Source organism: Alienimonas californiensis, from assembly GCF_007743815.1.
GTDB classification, from domain to species: domain Bacteria; phylum Planctomycetota; class Planctomycetia; order Planctomycetales; family Planctomycetaceae; genus Alienimonas; species Alienimonas californiensis.
Genome location: NZ_CP036265.1, coordinates 3,449,131 through 3,474,796 on the forward strand (window position 1 = coordinate 3,449,131; position 25,666 = coordinate 3,474,796).

Below are 25,666 nucleotides of genomic sequence, written 5' to 3' on the forward strand. Positions count from 1 at the left end.
CGGGGTCGGGACGGAGCGACCGGCGAGGGCCGGGGGGGCGGCCGATCCGACGGCGACCGGACGGTCCAGGCCGCGGCCGCGGAGGCCGCCGCCGCGACCGCGGTCAGGGCCGCGACGGCGGCGAGGCCGTCGGGCCACGGCCCGGCCGCCCACGACGGCAGGGCCGCGGGCGCCGGCGGGAGGGGCATGGGCGACGCTCCATTCGTGATGGGCCGGCGAGATAACGCCGGCGGGTCGCCGCACAGTGCCGCAGGATCAGTCGCCGTTTAGGAACGCCGGCAGAAAACGTGATCCCGCGGCTCCGCTACGAGGGTCGGGAACAGGTCGTTCACGCAGGGGCCTGAAGTAGAGCGGGCTAGGCGAAGGCGAGCGACTGGACTGTCAGGGGTGTCAGGGGCAGTCGAGAGGTCGCTGCGGGCGGCGGGTCGGGCATGGGGTCTTCCGACTGCGAAGAGGGACCGGCGGGTGTTCCGCGGCGTCGCACCGCAGTGCGACATCGCGTTGTCGAAGCTGCCTCACTGGCTGTGCGACAACGGGCTGTGGTCGCTGAACGACGACCTGACCGTGCTGATCGCGAACGATCGGCACTTTCGGGAGGCGGCTCCGGACCAGCGGGCGTTGGCGGATTACGCCGGGCTGCGGGTCCGCCTGCCGAACGTCGAGGCACACTGGCCGGACCCGAACTGCCTGCGGTGGCACCGCAGGAAGGTGTTTCTCGGAGAGAGATAGCGTTCCCGCATTTGCCCCGCCCCGAGGCAGTGCTGTCGATTGTCGCGAACGTCTGAACGCCGGCGTGCATTCGGCCGGCGGTGAGACTCCGGTCCCCACCGCTCCATCGGTTCCAAAACGTGGCAACCCGCCGCACCCGGATCCGGATGCGGTTATCGAGAGATCCAATTCGTTGCGGCACCTCTGGAAAGTACCTCATAATCGGCTCCCTGTGGGGCCACAGGACGCCATCCTGTCGCCACGCCACCCCACACTGAACCCGCCTCATCTCGCTGGCGACAAATGATTTACGATTCGAGATGGTCTGTCATAGCAGTGTTTAACAGGCCGGTGTGAGGTGCATTAAAGACCCTTTTCGACGAAACCCGAGTGTCGGTTCGAGTCCCACCTCCGGCACTTGTAATGGGTGGGCCTCGCGCCGGGGGGGCAGGGGGCCGTCGAAGCGTCGGGGGCCTCCGCCGGCGGGCGGTTGTCCGTCAGATTGCGGTTCGCAGCGAATCCGGCGGCGGGCGCCGCAGGTTGCGGCTCGCGGCCGCGTTGACGCCCGCTCTCACGGGGACGGAAACAGGCTCGGCGGGCGTGGGAATGGGCGCCCGTACGGGCCGTTAGAGACGGGTTGTCCGAGAGGACGAGCCGGCGGGCGGGCGTCAGCGGTCGGGGATGCTTTGCGCCTGGCGGCGGTAGGCGCCGGGGGTGAGGCCGGTTTCCCGTTTGAACACCGCCCCCAGTCGCTCCTGATATTCGTAACCGGCGAGCGGGCTGATTCGTTCGAGGGTCATCGTCGTCTCAGAGAGGAGTTGTTTGACGCGGGTGACCTGAGCCGCGGTGATCTCCTCGCGGGGCGTGCGGCCGAGTTCCGCCCGGAACCGCCGTTCGAGTTGGCGGCGGGACAGCGTGGAGAACGCGGCGACGTCCTGCACGTTAATACCGTCGCAGGCGTGGTCGCGGATATAGCGGCACACGCGGGCAAGTTCCCGATCCTCGACGGCGGCGACCTGGGTGGAGAGCTGTTCCACGACGGTCTGGGGCGGAACGTACCGCACGGGAGCCGAGCCGCTCGAGCCGGGTGCCGCTCCGTCCGGCCCGGTCATCAGCTCATAGAGCGTTTCCGCGGCCCGGAACCCGACGCCCTCTGCGTCGGGCCGCACGCTGGAGAGCGGCGGGTCGCACAGCGGGCAGATCACGTCGTCGTCGTCCACCCCCACCACGCCGAGGTCGTCGGGGACCGCGATCTCCGCCGCGGCGCAGGCGTTCGAAACCTGTTGGCCGCGGACGTCGTTGCAGGCGAATAGTCCCGTCGGCGGCTCCAATGATTGGAGCCAGTGCGAGAGCGGCTCCAGGTCGAACAGCCCGGACTGCTCCACGGCCGTGACCGACTCCGACGGTGTGCTGGGCATGAGGTAGACCGAGAGCGGGACGCCGGCGCCCTCGGTCAACGCCCGGAAGCGCCGCAGCCGCGTTTCCGAATAGTGGACGTGTTCGTACCCACAAAACGCGAGGCGCCGGAAACCCCGGTCCCGCAGATGCTCGAAGGCCAGGCGGGCGACGGCGTCGTCGTCCGTCTCGACCTGCGGCACCCCGGGGTGAGCGAACCGGCACCACACGTCGACCAGCGGCACGCTTAATTCGCGGAGCGGGCCGATCGTGCGCTGCGACACGCGGGCGATCACCCCGTTGATCGCCGGCCCCCGCAGCCACGGGGGGAGTTCCGCGTCCAGCGTCATTTCGTGGTGAATCAACGCCCAGTTGGTCCGCGTCCGGGCGAACAGCGCGGCCCCGCGAAGCAGGTCCCGGCCGTACGACCGAGAGGATTCGACGAAGAGCGCGACCCGGGGGCGGGGCTTCATGGGAGGGTCCGAGGCGTGTCGCAAATCGTTCAAGACGCGTCGCATTCTATCCTCGACCCGGACCCGTCAACGGATACCGTTGGGTTCCCTTCGCGGTCCTGACTATTAGCGTTGATCGCCCCTCCCTTCCTTGAATGAAGGCCCGCCTTTGTCGCTTGCCGCTCACTCGCTCTGCCTCGCCATCGTCACGGCGTCGTTCGGCGCACTTGCCCCGGGCGCCGGCGCCGCGGACGGTGCGGCAGACGGGGCGCCTACGGCGGAGCAGTTGGAGGCTTTCGAGCGGGAGGTGCGTCCGCTGCTGGCGGAGCGGTGCTACTCCTGCCACAGCGCGGGGGCGGAGTCGCCGATGGGGGGGCTGACGGTGGACAGCCGGGCGGGGCTGCTGGCCGGGGGCGACTCCGGCCCGGCCCTGGTCCCCGGCGACGCGGAGGCCAGCCTGCTGATCGAGGCGGTGCGGTACGAGTCCTACGCCTACGACATGCCGCCCTCCGGCAAGCTGCCCGAGGGCGAGATCGCCACGCTGGAGCGGTGGGTGGCGATGGGGGCCCCCTGGCCGGCGGAGGCGGCCCCGGAGGCGGGGGCGGCCCGGCCGGCGTTTGACCTGGAGGCCCGGAAAGCGGAACACTGGGCCTGGGGGCCGGTGGAACCGCCGGAGCCGCCGGCGGTGGCGGACGGGGACTGGCCGCAGGCGGACCTCGACCGGTTCGTGCTGGCGGGGCTGGAGGGGGCGGGGCTGGCCCCGGCGGAGGACGCGGACCGGGCGGCGCTGCTGAGGCGTCTGGCGTTCGACCTGACGGGCCTGCTGCCCACCGCCGGGCAGCGGGCGGCGTACCTGGCGGACGACTCGCCGGCGGCCACGGAACGGCTGGTGGACGAGCTGCTCGCCTCCCCGCACTTCGGCGAACGCTGGGGGCGCCATTGGCTCGATTTAGTCCGCTACGCGGAGTCTCGCGGCCAGCAGAACGACAGCGACGCCCCGAACGCGTACCAGTACCGGGACTACCTCATCCGCGCTTTCAACGCGGACGTGCCGCACGACCAGCTGGTGCGGGAGCATTTGGCCGGGGACCTGCTGGCGGAGCCCCGGCTGCACCCGGAGGACGGCCTCAACGAGTCGGTGCTGGGGACCGGCTTCTGGTTCCTCGGGGACTGGGTGCACTCGCCGGTGGACGTACTGGGGGACGAGGCGGAGCGGTTCGACAATATGATCGACGTTGCGTCGAAGACGTTCCTGGGGGTGACGGTCTCCTGCGCGCGGTGCCACGACCACAAGTTCGACGCGATCTCGACGGCGGACTACTACGCGTTCGCGGGGTTTTTGCAGGGCAGCGACTACCGGCAGGTGCGGTTCGAGACCTCGGAGCACAACGGCCGGGTGGCGGAGCGGCTGGCGGGGGTGGAGGCGGACTACCGGTCCCGCCTGTCTAACCTGCTCGCCGACCGCGGACCCGTCCCGCCGCGGCCGCGTCCCTTGGATCGGGCGCTGCGTGACGCGATCCTCGTGGACTACGGGGACGTGCCGGCGGGGGAGTACCGTCAGAAGGGGTACCTGTTCGGGAGCCGGCCGGGCCGGGCGGGCGAGCCGTACTGGACGTCGGTCGACGGCGAGCCGGAACTGCGGGTCGCCATGACCGACGCGGCGATCAGCGACCCGATCTGGAACGGGTTGGAGTCGATCTCGGAGCCGGCGACACGTAACAACGACAAGCTCCGGCCCCTGCCGCGCGCCGGCCGGACGCTGCGTACGCCGTCGTTCGAGTTGACGGACGGCACGGTCTCCTGCCGCGTCCGCTGCGCCGGGCATGTAGTGGCCTGCGTCGACTCGCACCGGATGGTCGCCGGCCCGCTGCACGGGGAGACCATTCAGAAGATCAAGCCGAACGACGACTGGACCGTCCTCGACCTGAAGCGGTACGTCGGCCACCGCCTGCACCTGGAATTCACGCCGGCCGAGGGCGAACAGTTGGAGGTCTCGCTGGTCGCCCAGGGGCTCTCCCCCCAACAGAGGGCGAGGCTCGATCGGGAGGCCTCCCGGGCCGAAATGTACGCGGCGGAGGCCGCGCGGTTCCTTGAAGACGAAGCCGCGGACCTGGTGCGGGCGTGGACGGAGGAACGCGACGCCCTGCGGGAACAGATCCGCTTCCGGTCGCAGCTCGCGATCGCGGCGATGGACGGGACCGGCTAGGACCAGGCGATCTACATCCGCGGGAACTCGTCGAACCCTGGCCCCGTGGAGCCTCGCCACTTCCTGACGGCCGTCTCGGGCGACGAGCCGATGGAGATCGAATCCGGCAGCGGGCGGCTGGAACTGGCCGAGGCGATCAACGACCCGGAGAACCCGCTGACCGCCCGCGTTGCGGTCAACCGGATCTGGCACTACCTCATGGGCCGGGGGATCGTGCCCACGCCGGACGACTTCGGCGTGCTCGGGCGGCGGCCGACCCACCCGGAGCTGCTGGACCACCTGGCGTCCCAGTTCCTCCGGGGCGGCCGCAGCATCAAGCAGACGATCCGCCGGATCGTGCTGTCGCGGACCTATCGGATGGGTAGCCGCCCCGACCCCGCGGCGGTCGCGGTCGATCCGACGAACGAACTGTGGCACCACCGGCCGCCCAGGCGGCTGGAGGGCGAGGCGATCCGCGACGCGCTGTTGGCGCTGTCCGGGCGGCTCAACCCCTCCCTGTACGGTCGGCCGGTCCCGATCCACCTAACAGCGTTCATGGACGGCCGCGGGCGCCCGCCGAAAAGCGGGCCGCTCGACGGGGCGGGCCGGCGGTCGATCTACGTCGCGGTGCGGCGGAACTTCCTGTCGCCGTTCATGCTGGCGTTCGACACTCCCGCCCCGTTCAGCACGATGGGCCGGCGGAACGTCTCCAACGTTCCCGCCCAGGTGCTGATCCTGCTGAACGATCCGTTCGTCGCCGAGCAGGCCCGCGGCTGGGCCGAGCGGGCGCTCGCGGCGGCGCCGTCGACGCGGGGCCGGTTGGAATGGCTGTACGAGTCCGCCTTCGCCCGCCCTCCCGTCGACGACGAGGTCGCCGTCGCCGAGCGGTTCCTGATGGAGCAGGCGACCGCGCGGGGAGTGCCCGAGGAGGACCCCGATCTGTGGGCCGACCTGGCTCATGCGCTGATCAACACGAAAGAGATGATCTTCCTCCGATGACCGGTCCGATCAATCGTCCCTACCGCTACCCCTGCGAACGGGTCGCGTCCGCCGGCCGGGCGGCCTCGGCGCCGGCTCCGACCTCCCGGCGGGAACTGCTGCGGCACTGCGCCGACGGCTTCGGCGCCGTCGCCCTGGCCGGCCTGCGGGCCGACCCGGCCTTCGGCTTCGCGGAAGCCGGCCGCTCCGGCGGACCGGGCGGGGCGGGGCACGGGCCGCACCACGCCCCCCGGGCGAAGAACGTGATCTTCCTGTACATGGACGGCGGGCCGTCGCAGGTCGACACGTTCGACCCCAAGCCGGCCCTGCAGAAATACGACGGGAAGGACCCCGGGGCCCTGTTTAAGGTCGAACCGACGCAGTTCGATAACAACGGGACGGTGCTCGCCAGTCCGTGGAAGTTCCGCCGGCACGGGGAGTCGGGCCTGCCGGTCAGCGACCTGTTCCCGCAGGTGGCGGACTGCGCCGACGAGTTGGCAGTGATCCGCTCGATGACCTCGGAGTTCCCGGAACACACCTTCGCCAACTACTTCCTGCACACCGGCAGCGGGTTGCAGGGGCGGCCGAGCATGGGTGCCTGGGTGAACTACGGGCTGGGCAGCGAGGCCCGCGACCTGCCCGGGTTCGTAGTGATCAACGGCGGGCTGATCCCGCCCGGCGGGCTGGACTGCTTCGGCAGCGGCTTTCTGCCAGCCAGCCTTCAGGGATCGGTGTTCAAGCCGTCCGGCGGCGGCGTGGCGAACGTCGAGCGGCGGGAGCCCTCCGCCCGGCGGCAGCGGGACAAGGTGGACCTAATCGGCGCATTAGACGCCTTCGCCGCCGACCGCTACGGGGCCCACGACAGCCTCGAGTCTGCGATCAAGAATCACGAACTCGCCCACGCCATGCAGATGGCGGTCCCGGACCTGATGGCCTTGAACGGCGAGACGGCGGCGGTCCGGGCCGAGTACGGGTTGGAGGCGGAGTACCGGCCGACGCAGATCTACGGGGCCCAGTGCCTGCTGGCCCGCCGGATGGTCGAGCGGGGCGTGCGGTTCGTCGAACTGACCTGCCCCAGCGTCGGCGGCGACCGTTGGGACCAGCACTCCAACCTGAAAAAAGGCCACGAGAATAACGCCCGGGCGGTCGACCAGCCGATCGCGGCGCTGCTGAAAGACCTGCGCCGCCGCGGCCTGCTGGACGAGACGTTGGTTGTGTGGGCCGGGGAGTTTGGCCGCACGCCCTTCGCCCAGGGCAAGAACGGCCGCGACCACAACCCGCACGGCTTCACCGTCTGGCTGGCCGGCGGCGGCGTGAAGGCGGGGGCCGTCTACGGGGCGACCGACGAATGGGGCTATAAAGCGATCGAAAACCGGGTCGAGATGCACGACCTGCACGCCACAATCCTGCACCTGCTGGGCGTGGACCACACCCGGTCCACGTACCGCTTCGGCGGCCGGGACATGCGGCTGACCGACGTGAAAGGGCATGTCATCGACGGGGTGATCGCTTGACGTCCCACGGCTTGGCGGTCGGGGCGCCGGTTCTGGCCAGCGCCGGCGGTGCGGACGTGGCCTCCGGCGTCCGCGTGTACCTCGGCGGCGTCGATCTGGTCGTCGCCGCGGCCTATCTGGTGGGGATCGTGGCGATCGGTCTGTTCGCGGGCTGGCGCCACAAAAAGCGGGAGGGCGCGGCGGACGAGTACTTCCTCGCCGGCAAGAGTCTCGGCTGGGCGAGTATCGGGTTGGCGCTGTTCGCCACGAACATCTCGACCCTGCACCTCGTCAGCCTCGCTCAGAACGGCTTCGACACCGGGCTGCTCAACGGCAACTTCGAGTGGATGGCCGGCTTCACGCTGGTCCTGCTGGGACTGTTCTTCGCGCCGTTCTACATCCGCTCCGGGATCGCGACGCTGCCGGACTTTCTGGAACGGCGCTACAACCGAACCTGTCGCGACGTGCTGGCGTTCGTCTCCGTGTTGACGGCGGTCGTCATCCACATCGCCTTCGCGTTGCTGACCGGCGGGATCATCTTGGAGGAACTGCTGGGCGTCCCGATGATGGCCAGCATCATCGTCCTCTGCGGTCTGACGGGGCTCTACACGATCGTCGGCGGCCTGCTGGCCGTCGTGGTCACCGAGTCGATCCAGACCGTCGTGCTGTTGGTCGGCGCCGCGATCATCACCGGCCTCGCCTTCTGGAATCTGGGCGGGCCCGCCAGCGACCCCGGCGGGTGGGACGGGTGGGAGAACCTGCGATCGATTCTCGATCGGCAGGGCGAGGAGCGAAAGCTGTCGATGCTTCGCCCGCACGGCGACCCGGACGGCATGCCGTGGTACGCGATCCTGCTGGGCTACCCGGTGCTCGGGATCTGGTACTGGTGCGCCGACCAGACGATCGTCCAGCGGGTGCTCGGCGCCAAGGACGAACACCACGCCCGACAGGGGCCGATCTTCGCCGGGGTGCTGAAGATCCTGCCCGTGTTCCTGTTCGTGCTGCCGGGCCTGTTGGCGTACGCCCTCCATCAGGACGGGCGGCTGGACCTGTCGATGCTCGTCGTCGACGGGGAGGTGCAGTCGAAGGGCATCTACGCCGGGATGATTACGGAACTGCTGCCGATGGGCTTGCGGGGCGTGATCGTCGCCGCGTTGATGGCGGCGCTGATGAGCACCGTCTCCGGGGCACTCAACTCGATCTCGACCCTCGTCAGCTACGACGTGGTGCGACGGTTCCGGCCGAACACCGACGACCGGGCACTGGTCCGGGCGGGCCGCGTCTCGGCCGCGGGGGCGTTGGTCTTAGCGATCGCATTGGTACCGGCGTTAAACCTGTTCGAGAGCATCTTCAACGGGATGGCGAACATCATCTCGCACATCGCCCCGCCGATCACCGCCGTATTCGTGCTCGGCGTCTTTTGGAAGGGCGCCAGCGCCCGCGGGGCGGCGACCACCTTGATCGGCGGGTCGCTGCTGGGGACGGGGGTCTTCGCGACGAACACGCTTTTCCCAGAAGGGCCGCTCAACGGGTTGCCGGGCGGGTTCATGATGATGGCGTTCGACCTGTGCGTCGTCTGCATGAGCGCCCACGTCGCGCTGAGTCTGCTGTGGCCCGACCCCCCGCCCGCCGTCACAGGGAGCACCGCCGAGGAGAGCGCCGCCGCGGGGCCGCCGGTGGGGTCGGACCTCGCTTGGGAGACCCCCTTGGCGGCGCTGCGGATCCCCGGCCGATCGCGGCTGGGCGATCCCCGCCTGCTCTCGGCAGGGCTGCTCGCGGTGATGGTCGTTCTCTACGCCCTGTTCCGCTAGCCGCCGTCTCGGCCCCCGGCCCGGCTCATACTTGATATATACAAAGCGTCAGTGATGGAACAGCGTCGTCTCGGCCGCACCGAACTCTCCGTCAGCCTGCTGTCGGTCGGCGGGCTTTATACGTCGTCGCTCGCCGGCGGGGAGGAGGAGACGGCCCGGATTATGCGTCGGGCCGTCGACCTCGGGATCAATGCGATCGACACCGCCCCCGCCTACGCGGACAGCGAGGCGACTGTGGGGCGGGCGATCGCCGGGCTGGAGGCGCCGCTGGTCGTCACCACGAAGCTCGGCGGCCGGCCGCAGCCGTTCGACGCCCGGGACGCCGCGGGGCTGCGGGCGTCAGTCGAGGAGAGCCTGCGACTGCTCGGCCGTGAAACGATCGACGTGCTGATGGTGCACGAGCCGGACCGCCCGCAGCAGTACCCGTGGTGGACGAGCTACGACCCGCTCGACGGGCCGGTGTTGCAACTCATCGACGAACTGAAAGCGGCCGGCACGATCCGCTTCGCCGGGCTGGCGGGTACGACGGTGACCGAACTCACCGCCTTGGTGAAGAGCGACCGGTTCGACGTGGTCCTCACTGCGTTCAACTACAACGCGCTGTTCCGCGAGGCCCGCGACACGGTGATCCCCGCCGCGGTCGAGCGGGACATGGGGGTGGCGCTCGCTTCGGCGCTCGGTCAGGGGTTCTTGACGAAGCGGGCGGACGACGAACTCGCGGAGAAACCGGTCTGGCTCGCCGAGGCCCGCCGCCGACAGTTCCTCGCCTACTACGAACTGCTGGACGAATTGGGGATCGCCCCGGCGGAGTTGTGCCTGCGGTTCGCGACCAGCGACCCGCATGTGTCGACCGTTCCGATCGGCTGCAAGACGGTCGAGCACCTCGAGGCCGCCGTCGCGGCCGTCGAGAAGGGCCCGCTGCCCGCGGACGTCCGCTCCCGGCTCGACGAGATCGCTGCCCTGCTGCCCCGGCGGCCTTACGAGGAGCCGATGATCCTGCCCTTCGATAAGAAGTATTTTGGCCCGGGACCGGCGAACGTCGGGGCGGCGGTCCCGGTCGGCCGGCTCGCTTTGAACGAGGATCACTGATGACCGCTTCGACCGCACTGGCTGCGCTTCTGCTCGTCGCGGCGTCCCCCGGGGCGGCCGCGGACGGGGGGCGACCGAACGTGGTGCTGATCTTTACGGACGATCAGGGCTACCAAGACGTCGGCTGCTTCGGTTCGCCGGACATCAAGACGCCGCATCTGGACCGCATGGCCGCCGAGGGGCTCCGGCTGACGAGCTTCTACGCCCAGCCGGTCTGCGGGGTCTCGCGGGCCGCGCTGATGACCGGCTGCTACCCCATCCGCGTCGCGGAGCCGGGCAACGTGAAACGGTTGCACACCGTCCCGCACCCGCGGGAAGAGACGCTCGCCGAGGTCCTCCGCGACGCCGGGTACGCCACGGCGCTGATCGGGAAGTGGCATCTCGTCGAGCCGAGCCGCCGCGGACCGGAGCGGTTCGATCCGACCATGATGCCGAACGCCCGCGGGTTCGACTTTTTCTACGGCACGCCGATGTTCAACGGATATACCGTGCGGACGGACGATACGGCATTCCGCAGTCCGATGTATCGCAACGAAATGGTCGAGGTCCCCGCCGTCGAAAACTGGGACCGCATCACGGCCGACCTCACCCGCGAGGCGACCGCCTGGATCCGCGAACGCGGCGACGAGCCGTTCTTCCTGTACCTGTCCCACAACCTCCCCCACATCCCGCTGGGAGCGTCGGAGGACTTCAAGGGCACGTCCGCGGCCGGGCCCTACGGAGACGCGATCGAGGAGATCGACTGGTCCTGCGGGGAGATCCTGAAGACGCTGAAGGAACTGAACCTCGACGAGAACACGTTGGTCGTCTTTACCTCGGACAACGGCCCGTGGGTGGAGACGACCAAGGGAATGAAGCCGGGCGGCGAGCCGTTCATTCCCCGGGAGCACTCCGGCCGGGCGGAGCCGCTGCGGGGGTGGAAGATGTCGGCGTGGGAGGGCGGTTCCCGCGTGCCGTTCGTCGCCCGGTGGCCCGGCCGCATCCCGGCGGGGCGGGTCTCGGACGAGTTACTGACCACGATGGACTTGCTGCCGACGTTTGCCTCCCTCGCCGGCGCCGAGTTGCCCCCGGTGACGCTCGACGGGACCGATGCGATCGCATTCCTCACCGGGACGACCGACGAGAGCCCCCGGGACGAATACCTGTATTACAGCGGCTGTCTGCTGACGGGCGTACGGTCCGGGCGGTGGAAGCTCGTGCTGCCCCGCGAGGCGAACCCGTCGGGGTTGGGCTGGTGGGGGCGGATGATCGACGCCGTGCCCGAGACGCAGTTGTACGACCTCGACCGCGATCCCGGCGAAACGACGGACGTCGCCGCCGCGCACCCGGAGGTCGTCGTCCGATTGACGGCCCGAGTCGAGGCCGCCCGGGTTGAACTCGGCGATCTCGACCGGACCGGAGCCGGCGCCCGCTTCTTCGACGACGGCCCCCGCCGCCTGCAGGTCCCGATCAACCCCCGACGCCGCCCCGCCGCGAAAGAGACGCGATGACCCGTGCTCCCCTCCCCCGCCCCGTCCGCCGTGCGACGACGGGGGCGATCGCCGCCGCCGTCGGCGTCCTCTTCGCGGTCGCCCCGGCCCCCGCGGCGGAGTCCGAGGTGACGCACAGCTTCCTCGCGTTCGGCAAGACGACGTGCCGCGTCGACGAAACCGGCGAATCGACGCCGGTCTACCCGGCGAGCACCCGCGACGGGTACGAACTGCCGGACGGCACGCTCGTGCTCACGCTGAGCCGGTCCAGGTCGCACCCGGGCGGGGCCGTCGTGGAGGTCGCGCCGGGCGGCGCGGAGACGGTTCTCTGGGAAGGCACGCAGTCCGAGGTGAACGGCGCCCAACCCACGGACGCCGGCACGGTCGTCCTCACCGAGGCCGGCGAACGGCCGCGGCTGCTGGAAGTCGACCGCGAGGGGACGGTCCTCGTTGAATTCCCCCTCGTCTGCCAGACGGAGAACCACCACCTTCAGACCCGCATGGCCCGCAAGCTGGCGGACGGAACGTACCTTGTCCCCCACCTGCTCGATTTCGCCGTCGTGCAGTACGACGCGGAGGGCCGCGTGCTGAAGCGGTTCGACACGACCCTCCCCGGAGACGAGAACCGCTCCGTCCACACGTGGCCCTTCACCGCGATCCGTCACGGCGACGGCCGAACACTGGTGTGCTGCACGAACGGAAACCGCGTGATGGATTTCGACGCCGACGGGAACGTCGTCTGGACATTGTCCAACGAGGACCTGCCCGGTCCGTGGCTGCAGGACCCGTGCGGGGGCCAAGTGCTGCCGAACGGGAACGTCGTCGTCACCAGCTACGCCGCGGGACGGCGGAACGCGAAGGCCCCGAAACTGTTCGAGGTGACCCCCGATAAGGAGGTCGTTTGGACCTACAGGGACGGCCGGAAGGTGGGCATCCACCACTTCCAGATCCTCACGAACGACGGTGAGCGCCTAGCCGGCCCGCCGATGAAGTAAGGCGTCTGGACGGCTCCGCAGCGCTCCCATCGCAGGAGGCGGGACGCCTCGCCGCCGGCCGGGCCTGCGGAACGCGTCCGCCGACGCCGCTCGAAGTGATCCCCCCGACCATCGAGAACCATGCGACCGACCTCACTCGTGCAGGCGTTGAGCCTGATCCTGCTGGCGCCGTGGACGGCCGTCGCCGCGGAACCGCCGCCGAACGTCGTGCTGATCTTCGCCGACGACCTCGGATTCGGGGACCTGGGGTGCTACGGCGCGACCAAAGTGCGCACGCCGCATATCGACCGGCTCGCCGCCGAGGGCCGCCGGTTCTCGGATGCGCACTCGGTCTCCGCGGTTTGCACGCCGTCCCGGTACGGGCTGCTCACGGGGCATACCCGCTGCGGGCGAACGACAGCCGGGGCGTGTGGGGACCGGCGCCCATCGACTCGCCGCTGCTGGTCGAGCCGGACACGCTGACGATCGCGGACGTCTTCAAAAAGAGCGGGTACCGCACGTCCGCGTTCGGAAAGTGGCACCTCGGGTTTAAAACAGGTAAGAACGACTGGCAGGTTCCGCTCCGCCCCGGCCCGCAGGATCTCGGGTTCGACCATTACTTCGGGATGCCGGTCGTCAATAGTGCCCCGCCGTACGTTTACGTCGAGAACGACCGCCTCGTCGGCAGCGACCCGGCCGACCCGCTGGTCCACCTCGGCCGGAACGCAAAGGGGCCCGTCCCGCTCACCCCGATCCCGCCGGAAGCCGGGAACCGCAGTCCCAACCAGTTCGCCGGGGCCGAGGCCGCCCACGCGCGGTTCAACGACTATGAGGTCGGCACGAAGCTCGCCGAGAAGTCGGTCGAGTGGATCGGGGAACACAAGGACGACCCGTTCTTCCTGTATCTCTCGATGACGAATATCCATCACCCTTTCACGCCGGCCGAGCGGTTCCGGGGAACGAGCGAGACCGGCCTGTACGGGGACGCGATCCATGAACTCGAGTGGATCGTCGGCGAGGTGCTGGCGTGCCTCGACGATCACGGACTCGCCGAGGACACGCTGGTGATCTTCACCAGCGACATCAGCGGGATGTTCAATATCGGCGGCCAAGCCGCGTTCCGGGCCGGGCATCGGCAAAACGGCGACCTGCTGGGGTTTAAATTCGGCGTCTGGGAGGGCGGGCATCGCGTGCCGTTGATCGCCCGGTGGCCGGGTCGCATCCCGGCGGGCACGACCTCCGATCAACTGCTGGGCAACGTCGATTTTCTGGCGACGTTCGCGGCGCTGACCGGGGTGGAACTGACCGACGATCGGCGGGCGGACAGCGTGAACGTGCTGCCGGCGCTCGTGGGAGAGCCGGAGCAGCCGTTGCGGGACCACTTGCTATTGGCGCCGCATAAGAGGTCGCACCTATCCCTCCGCCTCGGGGACTGGATGTGTATTCCCAGCCGGGGCAGCGGGGGGTTCGGCGGACGGAGACCCGGCGACCATACGTTCTCCGGTCCGCCGGCCGCCAGCTTCGTGGGGTCGGAGAACAGCGACATCGAAAACGGCCGCATTAAACCCGACGCGCCGCCCGCCCAATTATACGGCCTCGCCGCGGACCGCTCACAAACTCAAAACGTTCTTCGCAAGCATCCCGACGTCGTGGCGAAGATGGAGGCGCTGCTGGACGAATACCGCTCGGCGTCAAAGGAGAACGCCGCCCGACGCGGCGGCCCGGAGAAACCGGCGGACCCAGCGGCAAAACGGACTTCGCAGAAGAAGCCGGTCCCGTCCGATGAGCCGACGGCCGCCGCCGACGTTCGCGCACTACAGCGGCCGGCGGAGACGAAGCCGAACGTCGTCGTAATCTTCGCCGACGACTTGGGGTACGGCGACCTCAGCTGTTATCGCCCGGCGGCTGCGGAGACGCCGCAGATCGACGCCCTCGCGGCGGCGGGCTTTCGCAGCACGGATTTCTTCGTCCCGGCGAACGTCTGCAGCCCCTCGCGAGCCTCTTTATTGACGGGCCGGTACCCGATGCGATGCGGCCTGCCCGTCGCCCGCAACGAGAACGTCCCGAAATATCGCCACTTCGGTCTGGCCCCGGAGGAGCTGACGATTCCGGAACTGCTCAAACCGGCGGGCTATCGTTCGTTGATGGTCGGTAAGTGGCACTTGGGGATGGGAGTCTCCGGGTCGCACCCGCTCGACGCCGGTTTCGACGAACACCTCGGCATCCCCAGCAACTGCGAATCCAAACGCGGCTCCGATCACGACACGCTGTATCGCGGGCGGACCGTCGTCCAGAACGACGTACCGTTCAAAACGCTGACCAAGCGATACACCGAAGAGGTCGTCGACTTTATCGCCCGGCGAAAGGACGAACCGTTCTTCATCTACGTCTCCCACCACATCGCCCACAACCCGATCGTGCCGCGGGATAAATTCCTCGGGACGTCGGGACAGGGGCGGTACGGCGACTTCGTCAAAGAGTTGGATCACAGCACCGGCCGCATTCTCGCCGCGTTGCGTGAGGCCGGGCTGGAGGAGAACACGGTCGTCGTGTTCACGTCCGACAACGGCCCCACGCGGAACGGATCGTCCGGCGGGCTGGCCGGCGGGAAGTATTGCACGATGGAGGGCGGCCACCGCGTCCCGGCGATCTTCCGCTGGCCCGGGACGATTCCGCCCGGTCAGGTCTCCGACGTGACGCTCACCAGCATGGACCTCCTGCCGACGATCTGCCGGCTCGCCGGCGTGACGCCGCCCGAGGATCGCACGCTCGACGGCCGGGACGCGTTCCCGACTCTGCTCGGACAGCAATCCGAAACGCCGCACGAGGCGCTGGCCTATTACAACGGCACGAACCTGCAGGCGGTCCGCGAGGGGGATTGGAAACTGCACCTGCCGCGCACCGCCGCCGATCAGCCGTTTTGGTCGAAGAGGCCCGCTCCCGGAAAAGGATTCGTCACGCTGGCTCAGCCGCGGCTGTATCACCTCGGCCGCGACGTGGGCGAGCGTCACGACGTGTCCGGTGAGAACCCCGACATCGTCGCTCGCCTGCAAAAACGCGCCGAATTATTCCGAACTGATCTGGGCGACGTGCACGTCCACGGCGCCGACCAGCGGGCCATCGACCTCGTCGACCCGCAGGAACGCTGACCGCCCTCCGCGCCGCCAGCCGCAACGACGCCCCGCAGGACGACATCGCCATGTCGAAGCCGCCGCGCTGGCTGTTCGACGACGGGCTGTGGTCGCTGACCAACGATCTGACGGTGCTGGTGGCGAACGGCCGATTCTTCCGGGAGGCGGCCCCTGATCAGCGGGCGTTGGCGGACTACGCCGGACGACAGTTGCGGATGCCGAACGTGGAGGCGAACCGGCCGGACCCGACATGCCTGCGGTGGCACCGCCGGAAGGTGTTCCTCGGATGAGCGGGCCGGCCGGTCGATCCGTGGCGCCGACGCGGCGGCTCAACGGTGCCAGGCATCGGACGACGTGGGGGCTGATCGGAAGCGCCGAAGTGCGAGACGGCGCCGGCTGAACTTGTCCCGCACTCTGCCGGACGGCCTTCTCGGCGCACGTTGGCGGCGCTACGAAAACCGGCCATCGGCGACTACCACTTTCTACTACTTTGGTTCGCCTGGCGTCCGCCGTACCACTGTCTTTGTTGCGTCCGTGCGACCGCTTGCGAGGAAGGGGAGATCGACCTACGATCTCAGAGAACCACTTCCACAGTAGGGTTTCCGGCGACTCCTCCCCCATCCCTCGGCCGCGACTGCGAAACCGAAGGTTGCAGGTTCGAATCCTGCGGGGCGTACTTGTCGTGAGTCGTGCTGAAGATGTCCATTGCGGCTGCCCGCCGCAGTTCTCCTCCCGCCGACCGCCTGCACAAGGCGTCCGGTCAGGCCCGCGTGATTCTCGCGGGGAAGCTCCACGGCCTCGGCGCCCGGCGGCTCGGTGGCCGATTCCGTCTGCGGGGGACGTTTCGGAACCGCGGAAGCCTTTTGGTGGTGGGTCGTTGTTTGGCGTCCGCCGCGGCGGGGCCGTTGTGGTGACGCGGCGGGAGGCGTCGAACTTGGCGTGACGCTTTCCGCGGCGATACTGCGGCGTCACTATCTTCGCCCTCGTTCCAACCGCGACGCCGCACCCCAGTCGGCGGGAGGTGGCGGCGTATTCGAGCGGTACACCAGGACGCATGAGCGACGTCAATCCAGACGACCTGCTGCGAGTCACCCTCGCCAGCATCGGCGACGCGTTGGTCACGACCGACGCCACGGGCGGCGTGACCTACCTCAACCCGATCGCCGAGGACCTCACCGGCTGGACGCTGGCGGACGCCCGTGGACGCCCGCTGGCGGAAATCTTCCGCATCGTCAACGAATACTCCCGCGCGCCGGTCGACAGCCCGGCCGACCGCGCCCTGCGGGAGGGGGTCGTCGTCGGTCTGGCGAACCACACGGTGCTGATCTCCCGCGACGGCACGGAGCGGCCGATCGACGACAGCGCGGCGCCGATCCGCGATTCCCGGGGGACGATCGTCGGCGTGGTGCTCGTGTTCCGCGACGTGACGGAGCGCCGGCAACGGGAGCAGGACCTGAAGGCCAGCGAGGCCCGTAAGGCGGCGGTGCTCGACGCCGCCCTGGACGGGATCGTCTCGATCGACCACGCCGGCCTCGTGTTGGAGTTCAACCCCGCCGCCGAGCAGATGTTCGGCCACACCGCCGACCACGCCCGCGGTCAAGAGCTGGCCGAACTGATCGTCCCCCCCGCTTTTCGCGACGCCCACCGCCGCGGCATCGCCCGTTACTTGGAGACCGGCGAGGGGCCGGTGCTGAACCGTCGCGTCGAACTGTCCGCGGTGCGGGCTGACGGGACCGAGTTTCCGGTGGAGGTGTCGATTGTCCCGATCGCGGGGGACGGCCCGCCGACCTTCACCGGCTACATCCGCGACATCACCGAGCGGAAGCGGGCGGAGCAGGACGAGGCGGAGCGCGTCCGGCTGACGGCGCTGCGAGCCGACATGGCCGAGGCGCTGGTGACCGCCGGACCGCTGCCCGACGTGCTCCGCCGGTGCTGCGCGGCGTTCGTGGAGTACCTCGGCGTGGCCTTCGCCCGCGTCTGGGTCGTGGACGAAGAGCCCCGGGCCGACGGGGGGAGCGGCATGCTGGTCCTGAAGGCCGGCGCCGGCATCGAGACGCCCTTGGACGAGGCCCACGCCCGCGTCCGCCTCGGCGAGCTCAAGATCGGCCGGATCGCGCGCGACCGCCGCCCGCTGTTGACGAACGACCTGCCGAACGACCCGAACGTCACCGATCCCGGGTGGGCGCGGCGGGAGGGGATCATCGCGTTCGCCGGCTTCCCCCTGCTGGTGGAGGACCGGTGCGTCGGCGTCCTGGGGGTATTCGGCCGGCAGCCGCTCACCGACGCGGTGCTGACCGACCTGGCCCCGCTGGCCGAGCAGGTCGCCGGGCTGATCGACCGGAAGCGGGTCGAGGGCGCCCTGCGGGAGAGCGAACTCCGCTACCGGATGGTCGGAGAGGCGGCCAACGACGCGATCTGGGATTGGGAATTCGCGACCGACCGGGTCACCTGGAACGAGGGGGTCCGCACCCGGTTCGGCTACGCCGCCGACCAGGTCGGCCCCGAAGCGGACTGGTGGGTCGAGCAGATCCACCCGGACGACCGGGACCGCGTCGCCCACGGCATCCACGCGGTGATCGACGGGGAGACGGGCGGGGACAATTGGCAGGACGAATACCGTTTCCGCCGGGCCGACGGCGGCTACGCCACCGTGTTCGACCGCGGCCGCGTGGTGCGCGAGGACGGCCGGGCGGTCCGCATGGTCGGCTCGATGTTCGACCTGACCGAGCGGAAACGGGCCGAAGAAACGGTGCGGCGAAGCGAGCGCCGGTTTCGGGCGGCCGTCGAGTCGGTCGGCGACATCGTCTGGACGAACAACGCCCACGGCGAGATGGAGGGCGAGCAGCCCGGATGGGGGGCCTTCACCGGTCAGACGGTGGAGCAGTACCAGGGATTCGGCTGGGCGGACGCCGTTCACCCGGAGGACGCGCAATCGACCGTCGACGCCTGGAGCAAGGCGGTCGCCGAGCGGCGGGAGTTCCACTTCGAGCACCGCGTCCGCCGCCGCGACGGGCAGTGGCGGCTGTGCACGATCCGGGCGGTGCCGGTGCTGGACGAGGCCGGCGAAATCGCCGAGTGGGTCGGGGTGCACGCCGACGTCACCGAGCAGCGGCGGGACGAGCGGCGGCGGAAGTTTCTGGCTGACCTCACCGCCGCCACCCAGCCGCTGACCGACCCGGACGAGGTGACGGCGATCACCGCCCGGCTGCTCGCCCAGCACCTGGACGCGGACCGCTGCGCCTACGCAGAGGTCGAGGGCGGGCCCGCTGCCGAGGCGACCCTCGTGATCACCGGCGACCACGTGCGGGGCGTGCCGAGCATGGTCGGCCGCTGGCCGGTCGCCGCCTTCGGAGCGGCGTGCGTCCAGGCGTTTGAGGCGGGCGAAAGCTACGTCGTCGCCGACGCGGAGGCCGACCCGCGGCTCGAGTCGGACGACCGGCCGGCGTACCGGGCCGCCGACGTCCGGTCCGCCGTCAGCGTGCCCCTGCACAAGGGCGGGCGATTCACTGCCGCGATGGCCGTTCATCAGGCGACCCCCCGCGAGTGGACCGCCGAGGAGGTCGAGCTGGTCGAAACGGTCGTCGACCGCTGCTGGGAGGCGCTGGAGCGGGCCCGGACGACACGTCGCCTGGCCGAGAGCGAGGCCCGCTACCGCAGCCTGTTCGAGTCGATGGACGAGGGGTTCTGCCTGGTCGAGGTGCTGTTCGACGCGGACGACCGCCCGGAGGACTACCGCATCCTCCAGATGAACCCGGCGTTCCGGAAGCACACCGGACTGGGCTCCGTGGTCGGACAGACGACCCGGGAGTTCGCCCCGGACCTTGAACCCTTCTGGCGGGAGACCTACGGGCAGGTCGCCCGGACCGGCAAGCCGGTGCGGTTCGTGAATCACGCGGCCGCCCTCGGCGACCGCTGGTTCGAGGTCCACGCCTACCGGCCCGGCGGCCCGGACACCGGCCAGGTGGCGATCCTGTTCAAGGACGTCAGCGAACGCAGGCGGATCGAGGCGGCCCGGCGGGAGGCGGAGGAGAAGTTCCGGCTGATGGCCGACAGCATTCCCCAACTCGCCTGGATGGCCCGGCCGGACGGGCACATCTTCTGGTACAACCGCCGCTGGTACGAGTACACCGGCACGACCTTCGCGCAGATGGAGGGGCGGGGCTGGCAGTCCGTCCACGACCCGCAGGTGCTGCCGGACGTGTTGGAGCGGTTCAAAGGGTCGCTCTCCGCCGGCGACGCCTTCGATATGGTCTTCCCGCTGCGGGGAAAGGACGGCGTCTTCCGGCCGTTCCTCACCCGGATGAACCCGCTGCGGGGGGAGGACGGCGGGATCCGATTCTGGTTCGGCACGAACACCGACGTCAGCGAGCAGGAGCGAACCCAGGCGGAACTGCGGACCGTCGCCGCCCGCCTGTCCGAGGCCGACCGCCGTAAGGACGAGTTCCTCGCCACCCTCGCCCACGAGCTGCGCAACCCGCTGGCCCCGATCCGCAGCGGGCTGGAGGTGCTGCGGCTGTCCGGCGACGCCCCCGACGCGATTGCCGCGGTCCGCGAGACGATGGAGCGGCAGACCCGCCAGATGACCCGGCTGATCGACGACCTGCTGGACGTCTCCCGCATCACCCGCGGCAAGCTCCAGCTCCGCCGCGCGCGGGTTGAGTTGGCGGAAGTCGTGCGGAGCGCCGTCGAGGCGGTTCGTCCGGCGCTGGACGAGGCCCGGCACGAGTTCACGCTGTCGCTGCCCGAAGACCCCGTCCCGCTCGACGCCGACGCCGCCCGGCTGGCCCAAGTCTTCTCCAACCTGTTGGGCAACGCGATCAAGTACACCCCGCCCGGCGGTCGCCTCTCCCTCGTCGCCACCGTGGCGCCCGAGTCGGGCGGAAAGGAGTCGAAGGGGGCGGGCGAGGTGGTCGTTTCGGTCCGGGACAACGGGCTGGGCATCCCCGCGGAGAAGCACGATTCGATCTTCGGGATGTTCAACCAGCTCGACCGGGACGGCGGCGAGGAAGGGTACGCGGGGCTGGGAATCGGGCTGACGATGGTGAAGTCGCTGGTCGAACTGCACGGGGGCGAGGTGTCCGTCCACAGCGGGGGGGCGGGGCGGGGCAGCGAGTTCCGCGTCCGCCTGCCGCTGCCCGAGCCGACCCCGCTTCGGAGGCCCGAGACGGGGCAGGACGAGGCCGAGGGGCACGCCGTCGGCCGGAAGCACCGCGTGCTCGTCGTGGACGACAACCGGGCCGCCGCACGCATGCTGGGGTTGGTGGTGAAGATGCTGGGGCACGAGGTCCGCACCGCCCACGACGGGCTGGAGGCGGTCTCCGTCGCCGCCGAGTTCCGCCCGGCCCTGGTGCTGATGGACCTGGGGATGCCGAACCTGAACGGCTACGAGGCGGCCCGCCGCATCCGCGACGAACCCTGGGGCAGCGACATGATGCTGGCCGCCCTGACCGGCTGGGGTCAGCAGGAGGACCGCCGCCGGACGGCGGAGGCCGGCTTCGACAGGCACCTCGTCAAGCCCGCCGAGCCCGCCGCCCTGCGGGAGCTGTTCGCCGCCCTGGACGACGACCAGCCGCCCGAATCGTAGGACAGGTTTCCCGCCTGTCCGGCGGGCGGAGCGAGCCGGGGGCCCGCGTTGCCGACACGTCGCCCGCGTCGCCGTCACCTTGAAGGTGGAAGCCGACGCCGCCATCCTCACGGCCGCGTCGCCGGACCGACGCCCCCGCCCTCAGGGACGACCGTGCCGATGAGCCTTCCCCCCGCCTCCCCCGATCCGGACCGCCTGCGGCAACTCGGCCACGACGTGAAGACGTACTTGGGGATCGTCACGATGGGGCTGGAACTGCTCCCCGCCCTCCGCGACGACCCTGCGCAGTTCGACGCGATGCTCGCCGAGATTCGCAGCGAGGGGATCGCTCCGCTCCGCGAGCTGGTCGCCGAACTCGCCGGAGACGCCGCCGCCTGATTTCGAAGCCCGGTTGCTTTGGTGAAGCCGGGCGGGCGGCGCGAGTGGATCATCGCCGCTGAAGGTCAGGTCGAATGAGCGGCGTTTATTCCGCGCCTCGGCGACCGTGAACTGCCCCTGACGGCGGACAGCGCACAACGGACGGCGAATCGAGGCACGCGTTTGCGGAGTCGCGATTTCAGGCTGATTCGGAGGCGTGGGAGCGGATCAAGCGGCATCTGGGGTCATTGGAGACAATGGCGACGGAACCGGTCCGTTTCTCCGCGAACCGACGAAAGCTCGGATCATCCGCTGCTTGGAATTAATGAATCGTTCGTTTGCCGTCGAGGAGGAGCGGGTTTCTATTCGGGGGGCCCTGGGGCACCTATTATCTTGGCCCGGTTCAGACGGCCTCTGCTTCCCGGAAGGGCCCAGGGCCCAGGGCCCAGGGCCCTGGGCCCTGGGCTGAGGGCTGAGGGCTGAGGGCTGAGGGCTGAGGGCTGAGGGCTGAGGGCTGAGGGCTGAGGGCTGAGGGCTGAGGGCTGAGGGCTGAGGGCTGAGGGCTGAGGGCGCTGGCGGAGTCGTGTGCGACTCGCCCGCCCAATTCGTCAGGCCGGTCGTCTCCCGTGGTCGTGCGATCCGCTCGAGCGAGCGTTCGATCCTTCGGGCGTTTAACGTCAGCGACATCTCCCGCGACGGTTGGGGGGCGGACCTCTTTTCCCTTTCAACACCCGCAGCGAGACCGCACGGTGACCCGCGAATTGAAGCGTACGATCCCCGCGGCGTCGCGGTTCGCGGTCAGTCTGTTCCTGCTGACGTGTTCAGCCGCGAGCGCCGGCCCGCAGGCCGACCGTCCGCCCAACGTCGTGTTCGTGCTCGCCGACGATCTCGGCTGGTCAGAACTGGGCTGCTACGGGAACGACTTTCATGAGACGCCGCATCTCGATCGACTCGCCGCCGAGGGGATGCGGTTCACCCACGCCTACGCCGCGGCGCCGGTCTGCTCGCCGTATCGGGCGGCGCTATTGACGGGGCAGCACCCGGCACGCATCGGGATCCTCGATTATCTGCGGCCGAATTCGGCCAATGCGCTGTCGACGTCTCACGTCACCCTGTCCGAGATGTTGGGCCGGCGCGGGTACGTGTCCGGGAAGATCGGCAAATGGCACCTGTCCGGCTACGCCGCCCACGGGGCGGAGCACGAGGTGACGCCGGCGGACCACGGGTTCGACGAGGACCTCGCCGGCGAGGTGAAGGGGGTCGGCAACGGGGCGAACTTCTGGCCCTACGTCTTCCGCGATCAGCCGATGCGGTGGATCGACTTGCCGAACAACCGCCTCGGCGAGAATGAATACCTCACCGACCGGCTGAACCTCGAAGCCGTCGAGTTTATCGAGCGACATCGCGACGAGCCGTTCTTCCTCTACCTCAGTCATTACGCCCCGCACACGATCCTGAACGGACGGCCGGATTTGGTGGAGAAGTATCGCGCGAAGCACGCGCCGGGGCCGTCCGGGCGGGAGCGCTGCCACCTGTGCGAGGACGCGCGCCTCGGCGGGGGGGACCCGGGCGGCCACTGGGCCGTCGACCACAACCCGCACCTCGCGGCGATGGTGGAGTCGATCGACGACGGCGTCGGATTGATCGAGGCGAAGCTGACGGAATTGGGCCTCGCGGAAAACACGATCTTTATCTTCACGAGCGATAACGGCGGCGAAACGAACGTGACCTCGAACGCCCCGCTCCGCGGCGGCAAGAGCGAGCTTTACGAAGGCGGCATCCGCGTGCCGCTGATCGTGCGTTGGCCGGGGACCGTCCCGGCCGGCGCCGTATGCGACCGGCCGACCCAGAACGTGGACTACTACCCCACGCTGCTCGAGGCCGCGGGGATCGACCCGGACCCGGCCCAAGAACTGGACGGCGTCTCCGTGTTAAAAACGTGGAAGGATCCGGCGGCGGCGATCCCGCGGGAGGCGCTGTATTGGCACTACCCGCTCGACGAGCCGCATTTTCTCGGCGGCGTCTCCGCCGGGGCGATCCGGGTCGGCGAGTGGAAGCTGATCGAGCGGTTCGACTCCGGCGAGGCGCAACTGTTCTCGCTGGAGGAGGACCCGGGCGAGACGACGAACCTCGCGGCAAAGCGCCCGGCGGAGGCGGATCGGTTGCGGGTGCAGTTGGCCGCGTGGCGCGGGGCCGTGGGCGCCCGCACCCCCTCGCCGCCTCTGCTCGCTGAGCCGCGACAGCTCTATTTTGCGGAGCATTTCCACCCCGGGCAGCTCAGCGAGCGGTTGTGGTACAACGCGGACTGGGCAGCGGAGGACGGCGTCCTCAAGCGACTCGCCACCGGGTCGCCCGACACCCGGATCTTCCTCCGCGACGCGGAGTACCGGGACGCGGTGATCCGGTTCGACTTCCGCCTCGGCGCCGCCGAGGACGTGCGGCTGATGACCGGCAGCGGGGGCCACTACAACACCGTGTTGCATGTGCGGCCCGACCATTTTTTTCTGCAAACGGCTCAGGACCGGTCGGCGCCGTACTTCTCCTACCGGCACGGCGAGTGCGCCTACAAATTCGACCCGGACCGCTGGTACACGATGACCGTCGAATTCCTCGGCGACGAAGCGATCGCCCACCTCGATCACGAGCATCTGGTGCACGCGCAGCACCCCATCATTGATCGCACGCGCGAGTACTTCGCTCTGCAGGTCGACGAGCACGCCGCCCGGTTCGACAACGTGCAGATCTGGTCCGCGGCCGCACAACAGCCCCCCGCCGGCCGCGGGACGGTCGGGGCCGCCGCCGGCCGGTTCCCGGTCGAGAAGTCGCTGCGCGAGCAGTTCGACATCCGCAGCACGAACGCTCACGAATGGTTTTATCAACGCGACGAAACCTACCGGGATCTCGTCCGGCGGGTCGACGAGCTGGACGCCGAGCGGAAGGAACGCTTTCCCGACGCCTTCCGTTCCCACAAGGAGTATAAAGAAGCTGTTCAAAACGAACGGAAGCGCCTGCTGAACGAGGATCCCATTTATAAGGAAGCGCTGTTCGCCACCCATCGCGCGGACCGGGCGATCGACGCATGGCTGATCGCCCGCCAACCGGAGTTGGAGGCCCTGCCGAACGATCGGCAAAAAGCCGCGCTCGGCCGACTGCGCGGGCAGTTCGCCGAGAATGCCGAACTGCTCGCTTTGATGAACAACTCTCAGCAGGCGCAGGACCGGCTGGAAGCGGCGTATCCGCAGCTGTACGTCAGCGATGAGGAGATTAACGCTCGGAAGAAGTCGGCTGCGGAGGCGAGCCGGAACGATCCGGAGTTCCGCCGTCTGACGAAAGAACGCGCCGAGGCCTACCTCGCCCAGCAAGACTATCTTCTCAACGCCGATGAGGAACTACGGCGCCTGGCCGCCCTTGTCGCGGAAGGCCCTCCCTCAAACTGAGAATCGCTCCCGCCGAACGAGCGCCGGTCATGTTCTGCGAGGCGCAGGGCGACTTCCCGACCGTGAAGGAACGGAGTTCGAGGGGCGACGCAGCGAGAACGGGCCGCGAGTGGATGGGAATTGAGGCTGGAATCAGAGGAGCGTTGAACGGTTCATACGCGAGCGTCTGCGATCCGTTCCAGCACGCGGGATTCCCATGACGGTCGATCGCCGCAGACAGTCCCGCGGCCCCCCGCTTCACGTTGTCGCGAGCGACCCGATTGGCGACGACGAATCCCGCCAGGTTGGTATCGGGGTCGTGCAGTGTTTCGATGATCGAAGCGGCCGTCTTTAGAGATGGGAGCCGCCCCATCAGCGGCGATTCACCTCAATCTCAACTGCACACCGCGGGGCTTTGAGTCCGCGAGGCTTGTGCAACCCTGAAGGACGCGCTCGAGGAACGGCTTGTTCGGCGGCCGCGGGTCCGCATTTTGCAGGCGGGGACGTCCTCTTGCACGGTCGGCGGAGCCGTGTAGGGTAATCGTCGCGGCCGTCCGCATGCCGCGGACCCGCGGCGTCGAGCCGCGCCTCGACGCATCCGCAGTGCGACCGGGAAGGAGGAAT

Annotated in this window: 14 protein-coding genes and 2 pseudogenes; 15 read left to right on the forward strand and 1 reads right to left on the reverse strand. The window is 69.4% G+C overall.

Annotated elements, in window-relative coordinates; all coding sequences use genetic code 11:
• Positions 1–501: 501 nt before the first annotated feature.
• Complete coding sequence (locus CA12_RS13570; protein ID WP_145359527.1) at positions 502–729, forward strand: hypothetical protein; 228 nt, start codon at positions 502–504, stop codon at positions 727–729.
• Positions 730–1,376: 647 nt separating this feature from the next.
• On the opposite strand, the gene CA12_RS13575 is transcribed toward CA12_RS13570, so the two are convergent.
• Entirely contained in the window at positions 1,377–2,576 is a 1,200-nt protein-coding gene (locus CA12_RS13575; protein WP_145359530.1) for an AraC family transcriptional regulator, read from the reverse strand.
• A gap of 148 nt (positions 2,577–2,724) precedes the next feature.
• On the opposite strand from CA12_RS13575, the gene CA12_RS22575 reads away from it, so the two are divergent.
• From CA12_RS22575 to CA12_RS13630, 14 genes and pseudogenes are all read left to right on the forward strand, one after another.
• Positions 2,725–4,761: a DUF1549 domain-containing protein gene (locus CA12_RS22575; protein WP_207621986.1), complete on the forward strand. Its 2,037-nt coding sequence runs from the start codon at positions 2,725–2,727 to the stop codon at positions 4,759–4,761.
• A gap of 45 nt (positions 4,762–4,806) precedes the next feature.
• A complete protein-coding gene (locus tag CA12_RS22580; RefSeq protein WP_207621987.1) occupies positions 4,807–5,739 on the forward strand; it encodes a DUF1553 domain-containing protein in 933 nt (310 codons plus the stop codon).
• The gene (locus CA12_RS13585) at positions 5,736–7,232 is read left to right on the forward strand and encodes a DUF1501 domain-containing protein (RefSeq protein ID WP_145359533.1); all 1,497 of its coding nucleotides are present in this window, start codon (positions 5,736–5,738) and stop codon (positions 7,230–7,232) included. Before CA12_RS22580 ends, CA12_RS13585 begins: the two co-directional genes overlap by 4 nt.
• A gap of 74 nt (positions 7,233–7,306) precedes the next feature.
• The gene (locus CA12_RS13590) at positions 7,307–9,022 is read left to right on the forward strand and encodes a sodium:solute symporter (RefSeq protein WP_145361532.1); all 1,716 of its coding nucleotides are present in this window, start codon (positions 7,307–7,309) and stop codon (positions 9,020–9,022) included.
• A 54-nt stretch (positions 9,023–9,076) separates the two neighbouring features.
• Positions 9,077–10,111, forward strand: coding sequence for an aldo/keto reductase (locus tag CA12_RS13595; protein ID WP_145359535.1), 1,035 nt, complete (start codon positions 9,077–9,079; stop codon positions 10,109–10,111).
• Positions 10,111–11,601, forward strand: coding sequence for a sulfatase family protein (locus CA12_RS13600; protein WP_207621989.1), 1,491 nt, complete (start codon positions 10,111–10,113; stop codon positions 11,599–11,601). Before CA12_RS13595 ends, CA12_RS13600 begins: the two co-directional genes overlap by 1 nt.
• Positions 11,598–12,575, forward strand: coding sequence for an NHL repeat-containing protein (locus tag CA12_RS13605; RefSeq protein ID WP_207621990.1), 978 nt, complete (start codon positions 11,598–11,600; stop codon positions 12,573–12,575). Before CA12_RS13600 ends, CA12_RS13605 begins: the two co-directional genes overlap by 4 nt.
• A gap of 120 nt (positions 12,576–12,695) precedes the next feature.
• Positions 12,696–13,903: pseudogene (locus CA12_RS23300) on the forward strand (sulfatase family protein); the annotation flags it as partial.
• 549 nt (positions 13,904–14,452) lie between these two features.
• Positions 14,453–15,241: pseudogene (locus tag CA12_RS23305) on the forward strand (sulfatase-like hydrolase/transferase); the annotation flags it as partial.
• 21 nt (positions 15,242–15,262) lie between these two features.
• Entirely contained in the window at positions 15,263–15,703 is a 441-nt protein-coding gene (locus CA12_RS23310; RefSeq protein ID WP_449224220.1) for a hypothetical protein, read from the forward strand.
• A gap of 50 nt (positions 15,704–15,753) precedes the next feature.
• Positions 15,754–15,975 carry a hypothetical protein gene (locus CA12_RS13615; protein WP_145359541.1) on the forward strand — a complete coding sequence of 74 codons (222 nt, stop codon included), beginning with the start codon at positions 15,754–15,756 and terminating at the stop codon, positions 15,973–15,975.
• Between the two features lie 764 nt (positions 15,976–16,739).
• Positions 16,740–21,269, forward strand: coding sequence for a PAS domain S-box protein (locus tag CA12_RS13620; protein WP_145359544.1), 4,530 nt, complete (start codon positions 16,740–16,742; stop codon positions 21,267–21,269).
• 159 nt (positions 21,270–21,428) lie between these two features.
• Entirely contained in the window at positions 21,429–21,647 is a 219-nt protein-coding gene (locus tag CA12_RS13625; RefSeq protein ID WP_145359547.1) for a hypothetical protein, read from the forward strand.
• A 728-nt stretch (positions 21,648–22,375) separates the two neighbouring features.
• On the forward strand, positions 22,376–25,063 hold the full coding sequence (locus CA12_RS13630) for a sulfatase-like hydrolase/transferase (protein WP_165700753.1): 2,688 nt from the start codon (positions 22,376–22,378) through the stop codon (positions 25,061–25,063).
• Positions 25,064–25,666: the final 603 nt, after the last annotated feature.

What these genes read in the sequence shown, in the direction of transcription:
- CA12_RS13625 (WP_145359547.1), top strand. Translation starts at nt 21,429, where the DNA reads ATGAGCCTTCCCCCCGCCTCCCCCGATCCGGACCGCCTGCGGCAACTC.
- CA12_RS13615 (WP_145359541.1), top strand. Translation starts at nt 15,754, where the DNA reads ATGTCGAAGCCGCCGCGCTGGCTGTTCGACGACGGGCTGTGGTCGCTG.
- CA12_RS13600 (WP_207621989.1), top strand. Translation starts at nt 10,111, where the DNA reads ATGACCGCTTCGACCGCACTGGCTGCGCTTCTGCTCGTCGCGGCGTCC.
- CA12_RS13585 (WP_145359533.1), top strand. Translation starts at nt 5,736, where the DNA reads ATGACCGGTCCGATCAATCGTCCCTACCGCTACCCCTGCGAACGGGTC.
- CA12_RS23310 (WP_449224220.1), top strand. Translation starts at nt 15,263, where the DNA reads ATGGACCTCCTGCCGACGATCTGCCGGCTCGCCGGCGTGACGCCGCCC.
- CA12_RS13605 (WP_207621990.1), top strand. Translation starts at nt 11,598, where the DNA reads ATGACCCGTGCTCCCCTCCCCCGCCCCGTCCGCCGTGCGACGACGGGG.
- CA12_RS13620 (WP_145359544.1), top strand. Translation starts at nt 16,740, where the DNA reads ATGAGCGACGTCAATCCAGACGACCTGCTGCGAGTCACCCTCGCCAGC.
- CA12_RS13575 (WP_145359530.1), bottom strand. Translation starts at nt 2,576, where the DNA reads ATGAAGCCCCGCCCCCGGGTCGCGCTCTTCGTCGAATCCTCTCGGTCG.
- CA12_RS13595 (WP_145359535.1), top strand. Translation starts at nt 9,077, where the DNA reads ATGGAACAGCGTCGTCTCGGCCGCACCGAACTCTCCGTCAGCCTGCTG.